At 45.2% G+C, this 20,301-nt stretch carries 20 protein-coding genes; 10 read left to right on the plus strand and 10 right to left on the minus strand.

The features are described 5' to 3' along the window. Positions 1 to 16 precede the first annotated feature (16 nt). From phrB to L5M51_RS13020, 3 genes are read right to left on the minus strand one after another with little or no spacing between them, the layout of a single operon-like run. Positions 17 to 1,519, minus strand: a complete 1,503-nt coding sequence (gene phrB / locus L5M51_RS13010) for a deoxyribodipyrimidine photo-lyase (RefSeq protein ID WP_263173131.1) — start codon at positions 1,517 to 1,519, stop codon at positions 17 to 19. Beyond that, a complete protein-coding gene (locus L5M51_RS13015) occupies positions 1,506 to 2,537 on the minus strand; it encodes a MerR family transcriptional regulator (RefSeq protein ID WP_263173165.1) in 1,032 nt (343 codons plus the stop codon). The genes phrB and L5M51_RS13015 overlap by 14 nt, the downstream gene beginning before the upstream one ends. Positions 2,538 to 2,597: 60 nt before the next feature. After that, a complete protein-coding gene (locus L5M51_RS13020; RefSeq protein WP_107946875.1) occupies positions 2,598 to 3,551 on the minus strand; it encodes a YbgA family protein in 954 nt (317 codons plus the stop codon). A 275-nt stretch (positions 3,552 to 3,826) separates the two neighbouring features. Here L5M51_RS13020 and L5M51_RS13025 point away from each other — a divergent pair, with 275 nt between their 5' ends. After that, positions 3,827 to 4,351: a hypothetical protein gene (locus L5M51_RS13025; RefSeq protein WP_263173166.1), complete on the plus strand. Its 525-nt coding sequence runs from the start codon at positions 3,827 to 3,829 to the stop codon at positions 4,349 to 4,351. 153 nt (positions 4,352 to 4,504) lie between these two features. Here L5M51_RS13025 and L5M51_RS13030 read toward each other — a convergent pair whose 3' ends face one another. The 3 genes from L5M51_RS13030 to L5M51_RS13040 are packed head-to-tail and all read right to left on the minus strand — an operon-like array spanning position 4,505 to position 6,262. Then, complete coding sequence (locus L5M51_RS13030) at positions 4,505 to 4,789, minus strand: heavy-metal-associated domain-containing protein (protein WP_173243585.1); 285 nt, start codon at positions 4,787 to 4,789, stop codon at positions 4,505 to 4,507. Continuing rightward, on the minus strand, positions 4,786 to 5,103 hold the full coding sequence (locus L5M51_RS13035) for a hypothetical protein (protein WP_049821785.1): 318 nt from the start codon (positions 5,101 to 5,103) through the stop codon (positions 4,786 to 4,788). Before L5M51_RS13035 ends, L5M51_RS13030 begins: the two co-directional genes overlap by 4 nt. 16 nt (positions 5,104 to 5,119) lie before the next feature. After that, positions 5,120 to 6,262, minus strand: a complete 1,143-nt coding sequence (locus tag L5M51_RS13040) for a transglutaminase-like domain-containing protein (protein ID WP_263173171.1) — start codon at positions 6,260 to 6,262, stop codon at positions 5,120 to 5,122. Between the two features lie 691 nt (positions 6,263 to 6,953). On the opposite strand from L5M51_RS13040, the gene L5M51_RS13045 reads away from it, so the two are divergent. The 3 genes from L5M51_RS13045 to L5M51_RS13055 are packed head-to-tail and all read left to right on the plus strand — an operon-like array spanning position 6,954 to position 10,114. Next, on the plus strand, positions 6,954 to 8,030 hold the full coding sequence (locus L5M51_RS13045; RefSeq protein WP_168823015.1) for a porin: 1,077 nt from the start codon (positions 6,954 to 6,956) through the stop codon (positions 8,028 to 8,030). A 9-nt stretch (positions 8,031 to 8,039) separates the two neighbouring features. Further along, a complete protein-coding gene (locus tag L5M51_RS13050; protein WP_105251847.1) occupies positions 8,040 to 8,450 on the plus strand; it encodes a phosphate ABC transporter substrate-binding protein in 411 nt (136 codons plus the stop codon). A gap of 44 nt (positions 8,451 to 8,494) precedes the next feature. Then, the gene (locus tag L5M51_RS13055; protein WP_263173176.1) at positions 8,495 to 10,114 is read left to right on the plus strand and encodes a methyl-accepting chemotaxis protein; all 1,620 of its coding nucleotides are present in this window, start codon (positions 8,495 to 8,497) and stop codon (positions 10,112 to 10,114) included. A gap of 129 nt (positions 10,115 to 10,243) precedes the next feature. On the opposite strand, the gene L5M51_RS13060 is transcribed toward L5M51_RS13055, so the two are convergent. After that, the gene (locus L5M51_RS13060; protein ID WP_263173267.1) at positions 10,244 to 11,515 is read right to left on the minus strand and encodes an amino acid permease; all 1,272 of its coding nucleotides are present in this window, start codon (positions 11,513 to 11,515) and stop codon (positions 10,244 to 10,246) included. A 256-nt stretch (positions 11,516 to 11,771) separates the two neighbouring features. Here L5M51_RS13060 and L5M51_RS13065 point away from each other — a divergent pair, with 256 nt between their 5' ends. The 3 genes from L5M51_RS13065 to L5M51_RS13075 are packed head-to-tail and all read left to right on the plus strand — an operon-like array spanning position 11,772 to position 14,164. Continuing rightward, positions 11,772 to 12,155, plus strand: a complete 384-nt coding sequence (locus tag L5M51_RS13065) for a RidA family protein (protein ID WP_028761317.1) — start codon at positions 11,772 to 11,774, stop codon at positions 12,153 to 12,155. A 24-nt stretch (positions 12,156 to 12,179) separates the two neighbouring features. Continuing rightward, a complete protein-coding gene (locus L5M51_RS13070) occupies positions 12,180 to 13,454 on the plus strand; it encodes a serine dehydratase subunit alpha family protein (protein WP_263173178.1) in 1,275 nt (424 codons plus the stop codon). A 50-nt stretch (positions 13,455 to 13,504) separates the two neighbouring features. Beyond that, positions 13,505 to 14,164: a transcriptional regulator gene (locus L5M51_RS13075; protein WP_113939392.1), complete on the plus strand. Its 660-nt coding sequence runs from the start codon at positions 13,505 to 13,507 to the stop codon at positions 14,162 to 14,164. Between the two features lie 92 nt (positions 14,165 to 14,256). Here the strand turns inward: L5M51_RS13075 and L5M51_RS13080 are convergent, their stop codons facing one another. Both L5M51_RS13080 and L5M51_RS13085 read right to left on the minus strand, forming a co-directional pair. Then, the gene (locus L5M51_RS13080) at positions 14,257 to 15,831 is read right to left on the minus strand and encodes a hypothetical protein (protein WP_263173181.1); all 1,575 of its coding nucleotides are present in this window, start codon (positions 15,829 to 15,831) and stop codon (positions 14,257 to 14,259) included. A gap of 227 nt (positions 15,832 to 16,058) precedes the next feature. Then, positions 16,059 to 16,973 carry a DUF368 domain-containing protein gene (locus tag L5M51_RS13085; RefSeq protein WP_263173184.1) on the minus strand — a complete coding sequence of 305 codons (915 nt, stop codon included), beginning with the start codon at positions 16,971 to 16,973 and terminating at the stop codon, positions 16,059 to 16,061. Positions 16,974 to 17,197: 224 nt separating this feature from the next. Between L5M51_RS13085 and L5M51_RS13090 the strand changes: the two genes are divergently transcribed. Continuing rightward, on the plus strand, positions 17,198 to 17,698 hold the full coding sequence (locus L5M51_RS13090; protein WP_198573750.1) for a hotdog fold domain-containing protein: 501 nt from the start codon (positions 17,198 to 17,200) through the stop codon (positions 17,696 to 17,698). 211 nt (positions 17,699 to 17,909) lie between these two features. Here the strand turns inward: L5M51_RS13090 and xapA are convergent, their stop codons facing one another. Continuing rightward, positions 17,910 to 18,737 carry a xanthosine phosphorylase gene (gene xapA, locus L5M51_RS13095; RefSeq protein WP_263173186.1) on the minus strand — a complete coding sequence of 276 codons (828 nt, stop codon included), beginning with the start codon at positions 18,735 to 18,737 and terminating at the stop codon, positions 17,910 to 17,912. A 136-nt stretch (positions 18,738 to 18,873) separates the two neighbouring features. Here xapA and L5M51_RS13100 point away from each other — a divergent pair, with 136 nt between their 5' ends. Then, entirely contained in the window at positions 18,874 to 19,791 is a 918-nt protein-coding gene (locus L5M51_RS13100) for a LysR family transcriptional regulator (protein WP_263173189.1), read from the plus strand. A 65-nt stretch (positions 19,792 to 19,856) separates the two neighbouring features. Beyond that, complete coding sequence (locus L5M51_RS13105; RefSeq protein ID WP_028761325.1) at positions 19,857 to 20,294, plus strand: nucleoside deaminase; 438 nt, start codon at positions 19,857 to 19,859, stop codon at positions 20,292 to 20,294. The last annotated feature ends 7 nt before the right edge of the window (positions 20,295 to 20,301 follow it).

Raw genomic sequence — 20,301 nt, forward strand, 5'->3', positions numbered from 1 at the left:
TTGCTCCTGATCCTATTTATTGGGCCGTGGCCTTTTTCAATACGCCTAATACGGTTAATGCCCTTGCTCTTGCTGCACTGTGCTCGACAATCGCACTTGGATAAGCCGTTTTAGTGTTGAATAACGGCTGTTCAAACAAGGACGGTGTCTGCGCTGTACTGGGTTGATGTAATTGCTTAACTCCCCAAGATGCGAGCTCTGGTAAATACTTACGGATAAAGCTGCCATCTGGATCAAACTTTTCACTCTGGCTTATAGGATTAAAAATACGGAAATAAGGCTGAGCATCGCAGCCACAACCCGCAGACCACTGCCAGCCGCCATTATTCGCGGCTAAGTCACCATCAATCAGTTTTTGGCGGAAATAGCGCTCACCCCAGCGCCAGTCAATCAGCAGATGTTTAGTCAGGAAACTCGCCACCACCATACGCAGCCGATTGTGCATCCAACCCGTTTGATTGAGTTGGCGCATAGCCGCATCCACAATCGGATAGCCAGTACGACCTTCACACCAAGCAGCAAACTCCTGCGGGTTATTGCGCCACTGCACATGGTCGGCTTGACGATTGAAATTGTGATTCTTAGATAAATCGGGAAATGCCACCAGCAAATGACGGTAAAACTCACGCCAAGTAAGCTCATTTAACCAAGTACGAGCAGGGCTAGTGTCGTCGACAATCACCTCAGGGAAGTGATGCAACAGCGCGGCAACACATTGTCTTGGGCTAACCACACCAATGGCCAGATAGGGTGAAATTGAGCTAGTGCCATCAATGGCGGGGAAATCCCTATCTTGCTTATAATCCTGCACTTTCTGCTGAATAAATGCGCAGAGCAAACGCTTCGCCTGCCCTTCTCCCGCAGCCCAAAGTTCACTCGACACTTTAGTGACATTGTTAAACAAAAGCGGCTTTGGCTCGGCCAACACAGGCCCAAGTGGCGCCGGAACAGGAAGCGGCAAAATGGCATGGCGGGCGGCAATTTCTCGCCACTTACGGCTAAAAGGAGTGAAAACCTTGTACATGTCGCCGGATAAATTCAGCACAGTGCCCGGCTTAAGCAAACAGTGTTCTTCGGTTAACACTAGAGGAATACCCGCCTGAATACAGGCTTGGTCTCGCAGTTGCTCGTTAATCTCAGGCTCGCGACCAGCAAACACTCGACCAATCCCCTGTTGCTGGCAATAGTGACCGAGAAACTCAGGTACATCAGCAAAGGTATCTAGCTGAATTAACTCGAATCCAATACCAAGACTCGCCAGCCCTTGGGCAAGTAAATTGATATGACGTTCGATAAACTCCAACTGAATAGGCGCAACGTCATGGCGCTGCCACTGGGTTGGCGTAGCAATGTAAATCGCCTTAAGTGCCACGCCATTCTCCCGCGCCCAATCGCAAGTGGCGGTTAATGCCTGATTATCGGCAAGGCGTAAATCTTGGCGAAACCACATCAGTGCATTATTGCCCTGCACTTTTATTGGAATTGAATCTATTTGCATTGAATCGTTAGCTAATGTCATTGTTTTTCTCGCTATTTATCTGCTCGCTTTGATTCACGGTATTCATCTTTCCACTGCGCTTACGACTTCTATTCACCTTCCCCGCTAAACGAGATGGCATTTTTCCAATCAAGTCTGTCATCGAAGACGCAAAAAAAGCAGATAAAGAGCTTAACGTTGGCGCAAAAGGCCCCATAAACCAGCATGGGAAAGTCATTTGCTCCAATACAGTCAGCATTTCAGTCTGTTCAGAACCCGAATGATTTGAGTCGGGAATAATCAAAAGTGCATCGACGTTAAGCCTACCTCGCAGCAAAGGTAAACTGCCCATGGCTTGCTCGCCAAGATCAATAACCGATACCCGCAGCGACGCTAACTCGAGCGATAGAAGTAGAGAAAACAAAATGTTAGTGCGGGTGGAATTAAGCGAGGTATGTACCCCACGGGATAGACTCACCACAGCGATTCTCGCCGTCACGGCCTGTCCATTAAAGGCATGACGTCCACCCACTCGGTTAAGTAACTCGCTCTTTAACCAAGCAATAATCAACTCGGTATCGAGCCGCTCATTCACTAAGTCCTCGAGTTGATTAAGCCAAGGTTGTAGCAACTTTTCTTTCACCAATTGGAAAGGATATAAGCCAAATGCATCATCTAAAATCTGCTGTAATTTGTGCTGATTGAAATCGAATAATGCCGTATTGAGCGTAGTGACTTGCTCGCACCATAAATCAATGGCTTGAGTTTGAACTATTTCTGTAAATGAAGATTTAGCAGCACTCATCAGCAAAGGTTTAACCTTACTGATCGCAACACCTTTAGCTAGCCATGCATTAATCTCATGGATTTCTTGGATATTTTCACTCGTATATAATCTGTGTCCCTTGGGTGTACGTGCAGGGATCACTAAACCAAAACGACGCTGCCATGCCCTTAAGGTCACGGCATTCACGCCAGTTAAGGCCGACACTTCACCGATGGGGAGTAATATCTCACCATTGGGTTCTGTGTGGGCCGTGTTCTCTATAGTTTGTTTCATATTTCAGTAATAACTCACTAAATCAAAAGCTAAAATCAACTGAATGCGATTAGGTAAACGTTAATAGGCATAGCGCAGCTTTAACGCCTCAGGATGAGGGTTTAAGTACACTTGCTCTTCAATATAAGGTGTTGGAAATTCGCGTAAATAATGGTTAATGAGCGTGATAGGTACTAATAACGGCAATAGACCTTGGCGATATTTCATAATCGCTTCAGACAGTTCTGTCTTTTGCTCTTTGCTCAAATGCTTTTTAAAGTAACCCTGAATATGCTGCAGCGTACTGGTATGATTTTTACGGGTCGCATTAATTTTCAGCGCCGTCATAAAACCTTCAAAGTAGCGGGTCGCGCTTTGCTCAAGATCCTCAATATTGGCCACTATCGGACCAAGCTCGCGATACCATGTCGGGCTGTGTGCCATTAATAGGTATTTATAGCGGGAATGAAACTTCACTAACTTATGCTTAGTCAGCCCTTCATGTTTCATCAGGTGCCAATCGTGATAGGCATAAACGCGGGTGAAAAAGTTCTCCCGCAGCACCATGTCATGCAAGCGGCCTTCTTCTTCCACGGGCAATAGTGGATATCGTTCCATCAACTTGCGAGCAAATACACCAATGCCAGACTTAGAACCATTGTTAGTGCCAATTTTATACTCTGTTACCCGCTCCATGCCGCAGGTTGGCGACTTAGCGCAAAGTAAGTATCCTCCGAGGAAATCGAGCTCTTCAACCTTGTTTTCGCTGTATTCATTGAGCTTATCGGTCACATCTAAGCTACCGTCACCACTCTGAACTAAGATGGTTTCCCCATCACGGACTAGTCGGATACTTTTCCGGGGTGCACCTAAGCCAATCGCCATTTCAGGACAGATGGGCACATAATCGAAAAATTGCTTAATCTCTTGATTACAATAGGTCGAATTTTTATGTCCACCATCAAAACGAACCTTCTCCCCTAATAGACAAGCGCTGATCCCAATCTGAATTCGCTGCGGGTTAAACTTGTACATAAGTCGACTCCTTGTATCACTATGCTTCTAATTACGGACCATAGTTGTACAAGGATCAAGTTTTTGTATAAATATTTTTTTAAAAGTATCGTTTAACAGTGACTCCTGATAAATCAACCACAAATAAACCTAACTTGGCCTATAACTTGCTAATTCAAATTGCAAAGTTGTCATCAAATAATATTGAAACGTCCAGCAACACACATTAGTTAACCGCTCAACATTTTAAACCGCAGGTGACCAAGGGACAGATTCATATATATAAGGAGTCGGATATGAGCACAATTAACCCTAATAGTTATACCAATACCTTTGCGAAAAGTTATGCCAATGTGCCAATCAAGCAAGTCGAGCCGAGCACTAATGGCCTAGGAACTCGTGCAAATTCAATGACGTCGGCAAATCTAACGTCATCAATAAGCCAAGATACTGTAACGCTCTCCTCTGCTGCATCGGTAACGACAGCCGATACCTATAGCCATCTGGCCCCTAACGCCAAACAAGGCTACACGGGTAATGTGCAAGCCATTGCAGGCACGCCTGAACCAGACAAAAGCATCAACAGGTTGGACAAAGCCATGCAGGCTATTTTAGATAACCGTACAGGAGTCGATAGGGATAAAATTGATAAGATAGATGAAGAAATGGCGAAGGTTGCGGCCGATGAAAATCTATCTGAAGAACAAAAAGCCAAGCAACTAGAATTACTGCAAGCGCAAAAATTGGATCTGATTAAAGAATCATCGGAGAAAAATGAAGAGCGGCAACGTCGTATCGAGCCCGAGGTGTATTACAGCTAACGAAGAAATGACCCGCAAAGGAAAAAATTGGCAGTGAAGGAAGTAACTGGTGGGATACAGAGTGTATTTTCTCGGTGAAATATCAGTCTAATCATTTGGAGCTAGACTGATATTTTATAATGTCGCTCAATCCGTTACTAAAGACACCGACGCTTAGGATTGTTTTTCTACCTTATTAATACTGCCCTTATACCCCGTTTCGTCGACGGCCTTAAGCAAACTATCTAGATTAAAATCCTCTGGCACTGTCACTAAGGCTTGCTCCGTTTTTAACGAAGCCTTGGCCTTAATCACCCCATCGGTTTTACGCAGCGCTTTATTCACGACAGTGACACACAGCGGACAAGTCATGCCCTTAACATCTAAGGTGACCAGCACGTTTGCCGCCCAGCTCGACGCTGAACACATACTTAAGGCGAGAAATAACACTAACTTCATTCAAGCACCTCTAATAACCAAGGTAATACAAAAGGATATGACTGAAATGCCAGCACAACAGGTACAGTTAACCAGTACAGCCACAGCATCTGAGTACGACTCAACGTCGCTGTACACAGTGGCTTTTTAGCAAAATAGAGCCGCCAAAATCCCATCAGAATCAGCCCAGTCGACAGTATCAACATGGGCACTTGCAGCCAGCTCAGTTGCTCAATCCCCGACAGACTTGCGGCCGACACCCCGAACACCAAATAAATAAGCGGTGCAATACAGCATAGGCTTGAAGCAACCGCAGCAACCACTGCGGCGGCCATAGTCGCTAAGAGGCCCTTAGCGTTGTTCGGTTGACTGATAGTCATAGGCAAACACTTTAGGCTCATAATAGTTCACGGGATCGCCATCAACTTCGGCATAAGGGTAGCCAAAGTTATTCAGGGGTGTCTGTTCGGCTGTAGGGTATAAATCAAAGTCGCGGCCATAGTTAAAGCCAACCCAGTTCATTTCCCAATTGCCAAAGAGGTAATCATTCACGGCCTGAACTGCGGGATCGTTGTGTTCTTTTTTCTCCGTCAAACGCATTTTTGTCACATCGGCAGGATCGGCTGGCAACCAACCATAACCCGCTAAATAGAACATAGCGCGACAATGTTGACCACCACTGACATCGGCAACCCCTTTGTCATCGGCACTACCAAAGGCCTTTTTAGAATATTCGCCCATCTTGATCGCCTGACCTAAGCGAATCCCAAACATCTCACGGGCAGGGATCCCCACTGCGCGCATTAGCGCCACAAATACTGAGTTAATATCGGTACACTTACCGCCTAACTTGCCACTTTCGAGGATACTTGCTACATCACCCGTACCACAGCCAATCACGCTATTATCGCGAAACATATTAGCGCTAACCCAAAGATAAATCAGTCGTGCTTGCTTCAGTGGTTCAGTCTCGCTGCCAACGATCTTATCTGCTGTTTGCTTCACAATACCATTAATCTGCATGTGTTTAGTCGGCAGCAAATAACGTTCAACATCTACAGGATAATGTATCTGCTCTGGGGTGCGGTAATGGGTTAAGGCGCCGCTTTTAACGGGTTCCCAATCTATCGTTTCAATATCAAGCTCAACCGTTATTGTCATGTTCGCTTTGGCATCAGGCCAAGTCACAAACAGGGTTTTAGCGCCATAACTGTTGTTTGAACTGATATAGGCGTCTTTAAAACTGCCCGTAAAATTCAACTTACTTACCCGTTGGAATTGCGTGTCTTCAGGTAAAGGGATCCACAACTTAACCACACCCTCAGAGCCTTCTGGGGCAACAAGATGGTAAGTGTTGGTTAAGATAAAACGGCGGCGTCCATCGCTTGAGCTATGTTCAACGACACTCGATTTAGAGGAAGATGCCAGTACTGGCGTGATAAAACCCGCAGTCGACAAAATAGCCGCACTTTTTAAAAAATTGCGTCTTTGCATTATGGCATTCCTTTTATTGGATCATGTTTAGAAAGAAGAGAAACTCAACATAAGAGAGCAAGATTATAGGTGCTATAGCACTGTGCAGCAATCAAGCCGCTAACCATACAGTATAAAACCACTACATCGGAGAAAAAGACTCAGTAAAATATGCTACAGCGCAGGCATACACATGAAAATGGAATAAATATCGACGTTGACTTAACAAGCATAATCAATGATAGATTTAGAGCATTTTTATGTAAAAAGCCCAATTTTAGTTTAATAAAAAGTATCCATTGCGTTATTTTTATAATCTAAAGGCTAAATAACAACCATATTTAGCTTTGGCTAATGTTGTTAATAAAGATAATTATCTCACCACTTTTCACTCAAGCTTTGAGTCTCTCATTTAGCAAAATCAATAATATTCTTTGGCAAATTTTCGAAACAGTTTTCAGGGAGATCACAGTCTCACTTGAACAGTTTAATGGGTATGGCTGAGTAATCATTCCAAATTTAGAATATTGAACTTACAGTTTTGACTTAAGTTAGCTCGAATTACCTAACGCTTTTTACTCATAAAATATCAAACTTATCTTTCAAAATGGGAGCCAGACCACCATGTTGCAAAAATGTTTAATAAAAGTTTGCGTATGTTTGTGCCTGTTCTAGGCTTAAAAACGAATATACTCACTTAAAGGGCTTTTTTATGAAACATAAGCTTTCATTAGGTCTTTGCTCACTTTTGCTCAGCTCCACCGCTTATGCAGAAGTCAACATTTCAGGTTTTGCCTCAGTTGTTGCTGGTCAAGTTCTCGAAGGTTCGGGCGTTGCAGAGTTTGATTTAGGCCCCACCTTTCTCGCCGACTATCCACTCGTTGGCGCCTATGATGAAGATATTAGTTTCAAACCCGATACCTTATTTGGTATTCAATTCTCAGCAGATTTGCTCGAAGGTTTATCTGCCACTGCACAGGTTGTTTCTCGGGGGGCTGATGACTTTTCGGCAAGTTTTGAATGGGCTTATCTGTCCTATGAGATCAATGATCATTGGACAGTACAAGGAGGTAAAAAACGCTTACCGCTCTACTATTACAGTGACTTTTTTGATGTTGGATATGCTTATCCTTGGATACGTCCACCCGCAGATAACTACACATGGCAAATATTTAACTACACAGGTGTCAGCGCCTTATATAACTATTTAATTGGCGACTGGACTATGTCTGGACAAGTTTATTACGGTAGCGAAGATAGCGAACCTAATAAGCTTTTATCTGATTTTTTCTTCCTCGAAAATACCCGAGAAGTATGGAAGGATATAGGCGGTATTGTTGTTCAATTCAACAAAGATTGGTTAGATATTCGCCTCACGCATATGCAATATACTAACGAACGTTATATTGGTGGTATTCAGCAGGAATGGAATGGTAGCAACCAACGTACGGGTAAGTTTTATGGCCTATCCGTTAATATAGATTATGAGAATTTCCTTTTTTTATCTGAGCTTAACCGCTTAGATCTCGATGGGAGTAATCTAGATACTTATCTTCTCTCGTTCGGCTATCGTATCGATTCAGTAATGCCTTACATTTCCTATTCGGACTTCAATGATGGTGAAGGCGGTGAAGTTCACCATACAAGTTCTGCAGGTATACGTTGGGATTTCCATCCTTCGGCGGCCTTTAAAATTCAGTATGATGACGTTAAAGATGACGGTGGCCCAGGCATGAAAGTCGCAGGGGATTCGAAATCCATCAGTCTTGGCATTGACTTAGTATTTTAGGAGAGAGAAATGAATAAGTTACTTTGCTTAATCCTACTCAGCTTAGTCTCAATGCCACTATTTGCTGGTGTGGTTGTCATCGTTCATCCCAGTAATGCAGACACTGTCGACCAAAAGGTTATTGAAAATATTTTTCTAGGGAAAACAAAGACCTTTCCTGGTGGAGCGCAGGCCGTGCCGGTCAATCTTGACAGTGCTATGCCCTTAAGGGAAACCTTTGATACTAAAGTGCTGGGCAAGTCATCCAGCCAACTTAAGTCATATTGGTCACAAAAAGTATTTACAGGCAAAGGAACGCCACCCAAGGAAGTCACTAGTGGGGCGGAGATGATAAAATTAGTTGCATCGAACCCCAATATTATTGGCTATATTGATAGTAGTGAGGCCAATGATTCGGTAAAAGTTATTGCCGAGTTTTAGATTGGAGTGCCGAGCTCAAGCTCGGCACAACTTGGGGGCAAGGGATGAATTTCTTTAATGATATTTCTATTTTTAAAAAAGTTATCGCGATATTTATTTTAGCTGTCATCATTTTCGCTTTAAACTTAAGCATTAGTGTCATCTCCATAAATAAAAATCGCACCACACTTAATTATATGGAGCAGCAAGTTTACCAAAGAGTTGAACTCGCCAATCAAAACGTGTTTTTTATCCAACGACTCGATGAACTTTACACTCAATCGGTTTCTTTTGCCGACGAAGACCTGTTAACGAATGCAGGTACTATGTATGAATCTTTACGTAAAAACCTGCAACAATTAGATAGTGTCGATCCCTCACAAGCCAATAAACTCAGTAATCTATCTGCTAAATTAACCCGCTATAACGACATGACGATTAAGCTGGCTAAAGGCATGTTGGCGGGTACGATTGATATGGCAAACATTGGCCAGATCAGCCAAGAAAAATCCCAAGCCTATGAAGCTGTACTTAATGAAATACAAGATTACAAACAAAGCAAAGTACTCGAATTTAAACAATCGATAAAAGAAGCTGGCGACAGATCTGCGCAAAGTTTGTGGCTCACCCTCTCCATCGGCATCGCTTTGCTGATCGTGATGTTGATTGTCACTATTGCCATTGCACGTGCTATCAGCTCATCTGCGCGTAATGTCGCCCAGTCACTGAGTGAGCTGGCCGATGGAAAAGGCGATCTTAGTCATCAGCTCAAAGTATCTGGTAGCGATGAACTCGGCCAAGTATCAAGTAACTTCAATCGATTTCTTCGCTTGCTCGGAGATTCTATTCGAAGGGTGGTGAATGTTACCGATCCCTTACTTGATAGCTCGCGCTCACTGAAACAGCGCATGGAAGATGCGACGCATGCCACCCAGCGGCAAAGCCATGATGCCAGCGCAGTACAAGTCTCAATGGAAGACATGCGTCACTCTGTCATCGAAATCTCACAAAATGCCCGCCAAGCCGCCAGTGCAGCACAGGTCGCGGAGAAAGAAGCGATGCAAGGTATGACAGTCGTTCAGCGTACCATCGATATTTCACAGCAATTAAATACAGGAATTCAGGCGGCTTCTAACTCGATCAACGAGCTCGCCAGAGATACAGAAAATGTCACTTCTATCTTAAATGTGATTACCTCTATTGCCGAGCAAACCAACCTGTTGGCACTTAATGCCGCCATCGAAGCCGCCCGCGCGGGTGAGCAAGGACGGGGCTTTGCCGTGGTAGCGGATGAAGTCCGTGCCCTCGCCTCTAAAACCGCAGATGCAACCACAGAAATCCGTCATGTGTTACAAAACCTTAAAACGGCGGCTATTTCTTCGGTTAGTACCATGAATGTGGCCATGTCTAAATCATCAGAAAATGAAACCAATGCCCAAAACACGGGCAGTGCATTGAAATCAATTCAGCAGCAGATTGTCAGTATCAATAGTATGAATACCCACATTGCCTCGGCAACGGAAGAACAAGCCTCGGTCGCTTCCCAAGTGGTCGATAACGTCGTCAATATGAACGCTTCATTCGAACAGACATTACAAATTCTTTCGCAGGTTCGCAATGTTTCTGAGGGATTAGTCGATTTTGCCGATGAACTAAAAAACGCCACATCTCAATTCAAACTTTGACCATAGAGCATTATCGAAATGATTGCTCAACATAGAAAACCGGTATTGAGTTTACACTTAATACCGGTTTTTAATTCCTTAAAGCTTATCTTTTTGTACCACTTTATCCGTGTTAACTAAACATCCGTGTTAACTAAACGCTAAGAAGGGAGATACGCACAGCAATAAGCCTGTGATAATAATGATATACAGCGACACACCCTTGTACTTATGTAATGCAGGTACTTGGTACACTAAATAAGCGGGGATCAAACAACCGACTAAACCAAAAATTGGACTACAAATCGACGTAAAGCTCAGCACTGGCGCATTCAACACAATCGCGCCCCAAGATAATAGAATGGTAAAAATCATAATGCCGTAACCCACAAGCTTTTTGTTGATACGATCTTCAGGCATATAACGGCGCAGCATGTTCATGGTCAAACCTTGGCAAGCTTCCCTAAAACCGAGATATACGCCAAAGTAAGCCGTCATCACCGCAAAAATATTCAAGGTTAAACTCAGCAATTTCAGTGTTTGTCCCTGCATACCTTGGGCAACCATAGCAAGAGCCGAGATATTTTCTTCCGATGCACGCACGGCCTGATCATGTCCCATTGCTAGGGTGAATGACACGGCATAAAAGAACACCACGACAAACAAGACGCCAAAGGCAATGTTCATGGCGCGCATCGCTTTAAAGCGCGCTACCGCAAGGGATTTTTCCCGCGAACGGTATGAAATCACCATAGGGCTTAAACTTTGAATAAACAGAATCGATGTTAGCGTAAAGGGCAGCATAACGACCGCATCTTTTAACCAATCTCCCGTTGCTGGGATAGCGCCGATATTATTGATATCCCATTTATCCACCATCAATAACCCTAGCACGGCGACAACGCCCAACTTAGTCAGTACCATAAAAGTAGAGATCTTAAACAAAAGATTCTCACCGCGGGAGGCTAAAGCAACAAGACCGCAGATCAAGGCTAAACCATAGAAAGGATTTTCTGACAATAACGCTTTGGTGACCCCAAAACTTTGCAAAAATGAGGCACTGTCGTTTGTAATGGCCGTTGAATAAACGAACACCCAAATGACCAACATGATGAAATACAAACCACCCAACAACATACCCCAGTTTTTACCTAAGTAACCCGAAATCACACTCGGGTAATCCTTACATTCTGGAGATTCCTCTAAGGTATTGATAAACAACCGTTGGAACATATACATGGCAGGATAGCCAATAATGCCAGACAGTAAGAAAACCCATAACCCCATCAAACCGACCTGCACAGGCAAGAATACGATCCCCGCGCCAATCGCCATTCCGATACTCATGATAATCCAGCCCCAATCCGTACTATCGAAGCGGGTATCTGCTTTCCACTGTGCAGCAGTAATTGTTGCATCCATCATTTCACCTTTACCTAGTTGGTATTATTTTGTGCAAATATATTTGAACAAAACAAACTCAGCAATCAAAATACTCAACTTTTGTTGAACAAAGAGTTAAAGCTCACAACTTGACTGAAAACGAGATAAATAGCGCACAAACTGCAGTGACAAATGAAATTCATTAAAAAATAATTGCAATAAAACATAAAAATACAAATAATGTTGCACATACGCCGACCTAGGCATTCAATTTTATTTGCAAGTTGGAGAGACAATGAAAACCATTATTCACGCAGAACGTGCACCCGCGGCAATTGGCCCTTATTCCCATGGCACAGCCTATGGCAACCTCATTTTTACCTCTGGCCAACTCCCAGTTTGTAAAAAGAAAGGCAGCGTAGTTGACGGTGGGATTACTGAGCAATCGATTCAATCATTAGAGAATCTCAAATACGTACTCGAAGCGGGTGGTGGCAGCTTAGAAACGATTCTTAAAACCACTTGTTATCTTGCAGAGATCAATGACTTTGCCGCCTTTAACGAAGTGTATAAAACCTATTTTAAAACCGACTGCCCAGCTCGTAGCTGTTTTGCAGTGAAGGACCTTCCGCTGGGCGTTAAAGTAGAAGTTGAAGCGATAGCACACGTTAAAATCTAAGCATTAACATAAGGTTGTAAGCTCATGAAACCCCAATGGCAGCAGTATATTCAAATCATTAAACAAGTGGTTAAGCCCGCATTAGGCTGCACAGAGCCCATCGCCGCCGCTTACGCCGCCGCCGTCGCCCGCGCCTTGCTGGGTGTTGAACCCGATTCAATTGCAGTACAAGTGTCTGACAATCTTTATAAAAACTCTATGGGCGTGTTTGTGCCTGGCACAGGCAAAATCGGTCTGGCAATTGCCGCTGCAGCAGGCGCCATTGCGGGTAATCCGGATGCGGGCTTAGAAGTATTGGCTGTGATCACGCCAGAACAAGTCGCCAGAGCACAGGCCCTTATCGATGCGGGCAAGGTGACGGTCGAGCGCACCGAAACAGCAGAATTTATCTATTGTTGTATCATCGCGAAAAAAGGCGACCGCGAAGCCCTAGTGAAAATCTGCGGCGGCCATACACTGATCGCCGAGAAGCGCCTCAACGGCGAATCCGTCTTCAGTGTCGATAGCACGCAAGCTAAAGCCACTGGTTCCATCTGTGAAGGCGTGGATATCACTATCGAGTCCATTTATCGCTTCGCCCAAGAAGTCCCCTTCGAAGAGATCAAATTCATTCTCGAAGCCTCTGAGCTAAACGGCAAATTATCCGATGAAGGCATGGCGAATCCCTATGGGCTTGAAGTCGGCCGCACCATGAAAAGCGGCATAGCCGCCGGCATTATTGGTGAAGACTTACTGAACAAAATTGTCATGTTAACTGCTGCAGCATCCGATGCTCGCATGGGCGGGGCGAACTTGCCCGCCATGAGCAATCTTGGTAGTGGTAATCAAGGCATAGCGGCAACTATCCCTGTGGTATTGACGGCACAATGCTATAAGGTTTCAGAAGAAAAACTCGCCCGCGCCTTAATTATGAGCCATCTAGGGGCGATTTATATCAAGTCCCATTACCCACCACTGTCGGCATTTTGTGGCAATACCGTCACCAGCGCAGCCGCTTCTATGGCCATGGTGTATTTAGCTGGTGGCTCGTTCGAACAATCCTGTTTCGCGATTCAAAACGTGATCAGCGACAGCTCAGGCATGGTGTGTGACGGCGCTAAAGCGTCCTGCGCCATGAAGGTTAGCACTTCATCCAGTGCGGCCGTGCGCTCATTTCTGATGGCGCTCAGTAGTCACAATGTCTCAGGCCAAGGTATTATTGCTACCGATGTAGAGAAAACCATTAAAAACATTGGCAAAATGATCCTCAATGGCATGTCATCCACAGATGTCACTATTATCGATATTATGTCGGCATGATGATTTTAACCCGCTGAATATTGGCGGGTTAATAACTAAAGGTTGAAATTGTGAAACTGCAAGATTTAACGCAAAGTGATCTGGATATTCTGAAATCCATCGAAAATATCGTCGATGGCATCGCTGCCATGTATGGTCAACACACAGAAGTGGTATTGCACAGCCTAGATGCGAAACATCCGTCTGTGGTCAAAATTGCCAATGGCCATGTCACAGGCCGTGAAGTGGGTGCTCCAATAACCAACCTTGCCCTGCTCAAGCTCAAAACCGGTCAGGATATTTCCAACTCTTACCTGACTAAATGTGCCAATGGTAAGACGCTAAGATCAATTACGACTGTGATCCGTAACAGTAAAAATCAGCCCATAGGTTTGCTGTGTATTAACAGCGACATGGATGCACCACTGCAATCAGTTCTGCGCACTATGATGCCAGAGCAACTCCTTGGCAGCGAACTGACCAGCTCGCCCGAAGTGTTTGCCCGCAATATTGATGAAGCGCTCCATAGCACTATCGACAGTGTGAACCATGAGGTTCGCGCGAATCCCGCGATTTCACCTTCACAAAAGAGTCGCGAAATCGTCAATCAACTCCACGAGTTAGGGATTTTCGAACTCAAGGACAGTGCCCAAGTAGCAGCAACTCGATTGGGGATTTCTGTGCATTCGATTTATCGCTATCTACGGGAAATCAAAGCCAATCAAGCTTAAAGCGAGAAAAAACTCGCCTAAATAGAAAGGGCTAAGGTGTAAATAACCTTAGCCCTTTCGTTTTATTATTTTTGCACTTGTGATTGCGCTTGTTATTGCGCAGCTTGTCCGCTAAAGCCCATCATATTCCATGCCTGCACTGTGCCATCGGCCATTAAGGCAATGGCATCGAGCAAATTGCTGCGAATGTCGCGCATTTGGCTCAAATCAACGGCTTGTTTATCTAATGTTAACGCAGCCTCGCCTCCCATCCACACCGCAATCGAACCATCTTGGCGTTTAACCGTAAACCCTAAGCCTGTCGGGAAAATATCCGTTGCTTGGGTGATTTCAGTTTTGGGTCCAGAGTGGCCATCAACCACAGTGCCATCCTGTTTTAAAAAGGCAAACTCCCGCTCATAGGTCACCACTTTACTCACCTGAGTGACTTCTTGATAACGTGGTTGCTTGTCTACCAAGTCCCAACCTTCCCAAGCAATGGCCGTATTATCCTTGCGTAGCGCGACAAACCCCTCCTCAAAGGGATAAACCTTGTGCACTTTTTGCAACTTATCCTGTAGGACTGATGTATCGGCACCATTGAATTTACTGCCCCATACGTGCAGTTGACGACTGATGGTTAAGGCGGCAAACGCGCCACGATTTGCATAAATATCAATCACTTTATTGGCGCGTTTTGTAGTAGATAAACGCGCTGGAAACGCGACGTGATACTCAGTCAATTCGCCCTCACCCCAGGTATATACGCTGCCATCCGCCAGCAGCGCCGCAAACCCATGATCCGTGTTGACAACTTTCACGGCAGGCGCTAATTGGCTGAGTTTTGCCAGTTGTTCGCGGCCTTTTTGATCATCGCCGACCCCGCCCCAAGACACTAATTTTCCCGTCGCCGTCCTCGCGGTAAAAGCATTATTGTTGGCATAGAGCAGATCAACATGGTTAAGCTCAGAGGCCACGTGGCGACTATCGCCACCATAAGCGGCATCGCCCCAAGTCACTACTGCTCCCCCCAGCTTTAAAGCAGCAAAGGCACCTTTATTAATCAACACAAAATCAATATTGGTCATCGCAGGCGCAGCATATTGACCCGAGAGCAGTTCGGCTGGTGTTGAATCCAGATTAGACCAACTGACTACACTACCATCTTGTTTGATGGCCGCATAAAGCCCTTCTGCCAACACAAAAGAACGAACGCCTGTCAGCACTTGCTTCATCCCCATCCCCCAAGGGATAAGTTTGTCATCACGGGTTAAGGCCGCAAAACCACAGGTATTCTCCGCCGCGTATAACTCTTTTACATTGACCAGAGGCTCTGCGGCATTATTGATATCGCCACCACATTCAGCATCGCCCCATGCCACCACAGTACCGTCTTGCTTGAGTGCCGCAAATGCACTGAGATTACTGTAGATTTGACTCACCTGGGCTAACTGGGCAGGCATAGGGATTTTGGTAGAATCGTCGACCACCTCAAGATTGCTCGGGATGGACGTTAATGAATTATTCGCGGTGGATGGTGATCTGTGAGCCAAGATCGTGTCAGAAATTTGCTGTTTTAATTCGGGCGATATATCAGAATCCTGTTTATCTATGAGTAAGTTAACCACATGACCCAAAGCAAAAATCGCCAGCGCTACACCGCCCCACGAGACCTGTTTTTTATCCACAAGTATATCCTTATCGTAACTGCAAACTCTCACTGAGTTTAAACTGGAACATAACGTCGACTGAGTACGCTAAATGTGAACTGTGATTGTAACCAAAACAGGGCTAAAATGACATTGCCCTAAAGTCGAAAGCTGACCTGATTCAAGTAAGATGAGCATATGAGCAAAAAAATAAAAGCAGCGTATCTCGCTGCTTTTATTGAATATGATGTTGAGGTAACAAAGGGCTAATCTCTTTTGCCCACTTTCTCTAACCCCCAAACCAGTGCAATCGCCGCTAACATACACACAATGGCTAACATCAGTTGTGAAGGCTGACCCGTTACTTGCTCAAAATTAAGCGGGGAAATATTTTGCTCCAGCAAAGGTACTTGTTCGCCGTGGGAGTTGGTCCGCCAAGTTAAGATTTCTTTCCATGGCCAAATTTTACCTAAGGTACCTAACATTAATCCGGTTAGAAACACGATAGTGGCATCATGGTATTTACGCAGCAGCGCCGACAATAAATGGCTGAACGTCAGTAATCCCATCACGGCACCAGCAGCAAAACAGGCCAAAATATCCAGCTGAATATTTTTAGCGGCAGCGAGGACCACAGGATATAACCCTAACAATAATAAGATGAAACTGCCTGAAATTCCTGGCAATACCATAGCGCAAATCGCAATCGCGCCGCCGAAAAAGATATTCATGTAACTGGCTTCTACCGCGACCGGATTCAGCACAGTAATCGCCCATGCAGCCAGCACACCAAGCGCAAATAACCCTAAACGTGCCACAGTGAAACCACTCACTTGCTTAAGCATATGCACGACAGAGATAAGAATAAGCCCAAAAAAGAACGACCAGATCGGGATGGGATGTACCGCCAACAACCAAGAAATCAGCTTCGCAAAGGTAAAAATACTGGTCAGGATCCCCGCCAGCAGACTCACTAAAAAGCCACCATTAATATGGGAAAATGCCCCTTTTATGCCCTGCGACTTGATTACGCCCCAAAGGGAAGGATTAATGCGTTTTACACTATCGAGCAAAGTATCGAGAATACCGGTAATAAACGCTATGGTGCCGCCCGAAACGCCAGGCACAACATCAGCAGCGCCCATGGCCATTCCCTTAAAATACGTCAGCAAATATTTCACTGTGAGTCCTTGTAGTTAAATCAACATGCCATTGCCGCTACACGACAAATTGGCCGCAATTATACGGTGTTACACTTAAAACCGCGAAATGAAGTTTACTTAATTAAGCCGACTGGTATTTGTTGTTATCCTAATGTTACACTCATCCGACCAGAGCAACCCAAGCTCAACTTGGAACAGGCTCAAGATAACAACACCCCTTTGCACCATTATTAAGGATGACCATGAGCCAGACAGACTCTTCTAGCACTGCAGAACAAAAACCTAATAAAGTGCTCGCGCTCTACCACAAAACTCGCCGTTATCCCTTCGGCCAAAAACTGTTTTCAATCATGGTTTCACGCATGGCGCCCTATTTCGGCACCATCAAACCACTGATCACTGAATTACGCCTTAATCATTGCGCCTGTTTAATTAAAAAACGCCATGCCGTTCATAATCATATAAAAACTGTGCATGTGATTGCGATTTGTAATGGTCTAGAAATGGCCATGGGCGTGATGGCCGAAGCCTCTATTCCAAAACATTTACGTTGGATACCTAAGGGCATGAGTTTGGATTATACGGCTAAAGCAGGCAGCGATATTTTATGTGTCGCCGAAGTGACCCCAGAGCAATGGACTCCCGGCGATATGCTGGTCCCCGTCACCGCCTACGACACCCAAGGAGTGGTTGTGGTGAAAGGACATATCAAATTGTGGATTTCAGAAAAACCGCAAAAATAAACGCTTTGAATCAAGACTTACACTTAATGTCAGCATTTAAAAAGGGAGCTTTGCTCCCTTTACTTTTTAACCTTCAGCCGTATTTCGCAAAAACATTCGGTGAACTGAATTGCGCGGCGCCTTGCTCGCTCACGTTTAAGTACGAACTGTTAGATACGAGCTTTTAAAATCCCAGCCCTATCGCAATATAGCTGCACCGTTATGCAAAATATTAAGCGAAATGGCTTGCGGTAAATTGCTCAATTAAACGGATAAAGTCGGCTTCAGCAAGCTTGGCACACTTTAAGGTTTGTTCATGGGATAACTGCACGTCCCCCAATCCTTCTGCCATATTGGTAATAGCGCACACAGCCAACACGGGCAAACCACAATGCGCCGCCGAAATCACCTCTGGCACCACGGACATTCCCACTACATCGCCACCGATAATTTGCATCATGCGGATTTCAGCCGCGGTTTCAAAACACGGGCCAGAGTAAGACACAAAGACCCCTTGATTCACTTCAATGCCTGCGGCTTTTGCGACACTTAAGGCTTCTACTCTCAGATCTTTATCATAAGCATTGGCTAGGCTAAAAAAGCGTGGGCCGTAGTTATCATCATTTGCGCCCGTCATGGGCGTACCCGGCATAGTATTGATGTGATCGCTGAAAATCACTAATGATCCCACGCCGATCCGCTCTGGCCGTAATGAACCCGCAGCGTTAGTCACGAGTAACAATTCACACCCTAACCGTTTGAAAGTACGCACAGGCGTCGTCATCACCTTCATGCTTTGATGCTCGTAAAAATGCCCGCGGCCTTTCATGCACACTATATCGATGCCATGTAAGCTGCCGAGCACGAGCTCTCCCGAGTGACCGACGACGGTACTCACAGGAAAACCGTCTAACTCTTCATAGGGGATCACCACTTTATTATCTAAATTATCGGCAAACGCGCCAAGCCCTGAGCCCAAAATCATAGCTGCACGGGGAGAGAAATTCGGTTTACGGGCTCGAATCGTCGCAAGGGCATTAATAACAGGATCATGGCTCATACAAGGTACCTCATAGCAAAGGAATGAAAGAGTAAACGACCCTCAGTATAAGCGGGCTTAGGGTTGCAAATAATCGCGATTAATCGCACTATTGTGCTGATAAAAATGACAATAACTAGAAAATGGTGAGCCAAAGATGAGCAAGATAAACGCACCTGAACTCGTCACCTTGAAGATGCGGCGGTATTTCCATCGAGTGGCTGAAGTGAAAAACTTTACCGCGGCCGCCGAGCAACTGCATTTATCGAAATCTCCGCTGAGCGCACAAATCAAAGAGTTAGAATCGCTCCTTGGCGTTGAGCTGTTCACCCGCAGCACTCGTCAGGTCGAGCTCACGCCCTATGGCCAATTGTTAAGAGAGAAGTGCGAGCAAATATTCGAACTGGTGAATACCTCATTGGAACAAGTGGCTCAGCTTGGGCGACTCGATAGAAACCATATTCGGATTGGCATCATGAGCTCGCTGTTTTGGATGGGATTTGGTGACATACTGAAAAGCTTTCGTAAGCAATGCCCTGATAATGAGCTGATATTTCAAGAGTTATCACCTGAAACTCAAAAAGTCGCCTTAGCACATCAAGAAATCGATTTTGGCCTAGTGCGCTACGCCGACACCTTAAATTTGCCGCACCTTCTCGCCGAAACCATCACCAGCGAACCTATGGTGTTAGCACTGGCAAGTAAGCATCCCTTAGCCAGACGTAAAAGCATCGACTTGAGTGAACTCAAAGATGAGCCTTTTACCTTACTCAGCCGTGCCAATTCCGCCTCTAGCGATTTGATTATCGCCAGCTGTCAGGCCGCAGGATTTATGCCGCAATTAGTACAGGAAATGGTCGAGCCCAATAGCTTGATGGCTATCATCGCTGCCGATAACAGGGTATCCATAGTGCCGCAAAGTTATGCTTCACAACCTTGGCCTAGGGTAAAGTTTATTAAGTTAAAACAAACCATCTCCGCCGATATCTGCCTGATTTATCGGCCAGAAATGGCTTCGCTGCCAATTCTCGATAGCCTGAGGGACTTATTGAAGCAACAAATCAAAACCATTTAGATTGTCTCCCAAACGAGTGCTATGCTGAGTTCAATACTCAGGGTTCATATTTTAAGGATATCAAGATGGATGAATTTTTAGCGGCAGCCATTGAAGAAGCCAAACAAGGACTCGCCGAGGGCGGCATCCCCATTGGTTCGGTATTAGTGATCGATGGCAAAATCGTCGGGCGCGGCCACAATAAACGGGTACAAAAAGGCAGTTCAGTACTGCATGCCGAAATGGATTGTCTCGAAAATGCCGGCCGATTTAGCGCCGCCGAGTACCAAAGGGCGACCTTGTATTCCACCCTATCGCCCTGCGATATGTGCAGCGGCGCAGTATTACTTTATGGCATACCAAAAGTCATCGTCGGTGAAAACGCTACCTTCCAAGGGCCAGAAGCCTATGTAAAATCCCGCGGCGTGGATGTCACTGTGGTCGATAATGCCGAGTGCAAACAATTGATGCAGGACTTTATCGCCAGTAATCCCACACTCTGGAACGAAGATATCGGCGAGTAATGGTTCG

It is taken from the genome of Shewanella sp. SM73 (genome assembly GCF_025653795.1).
Taxonomy (GTDB): domain Bacteria; phylum Pseudomonadota; class Gammaproteobacteria; order Enterobacterales; family Shewanellaceae; genus Shewanella; species Shewanella oncorhynchi.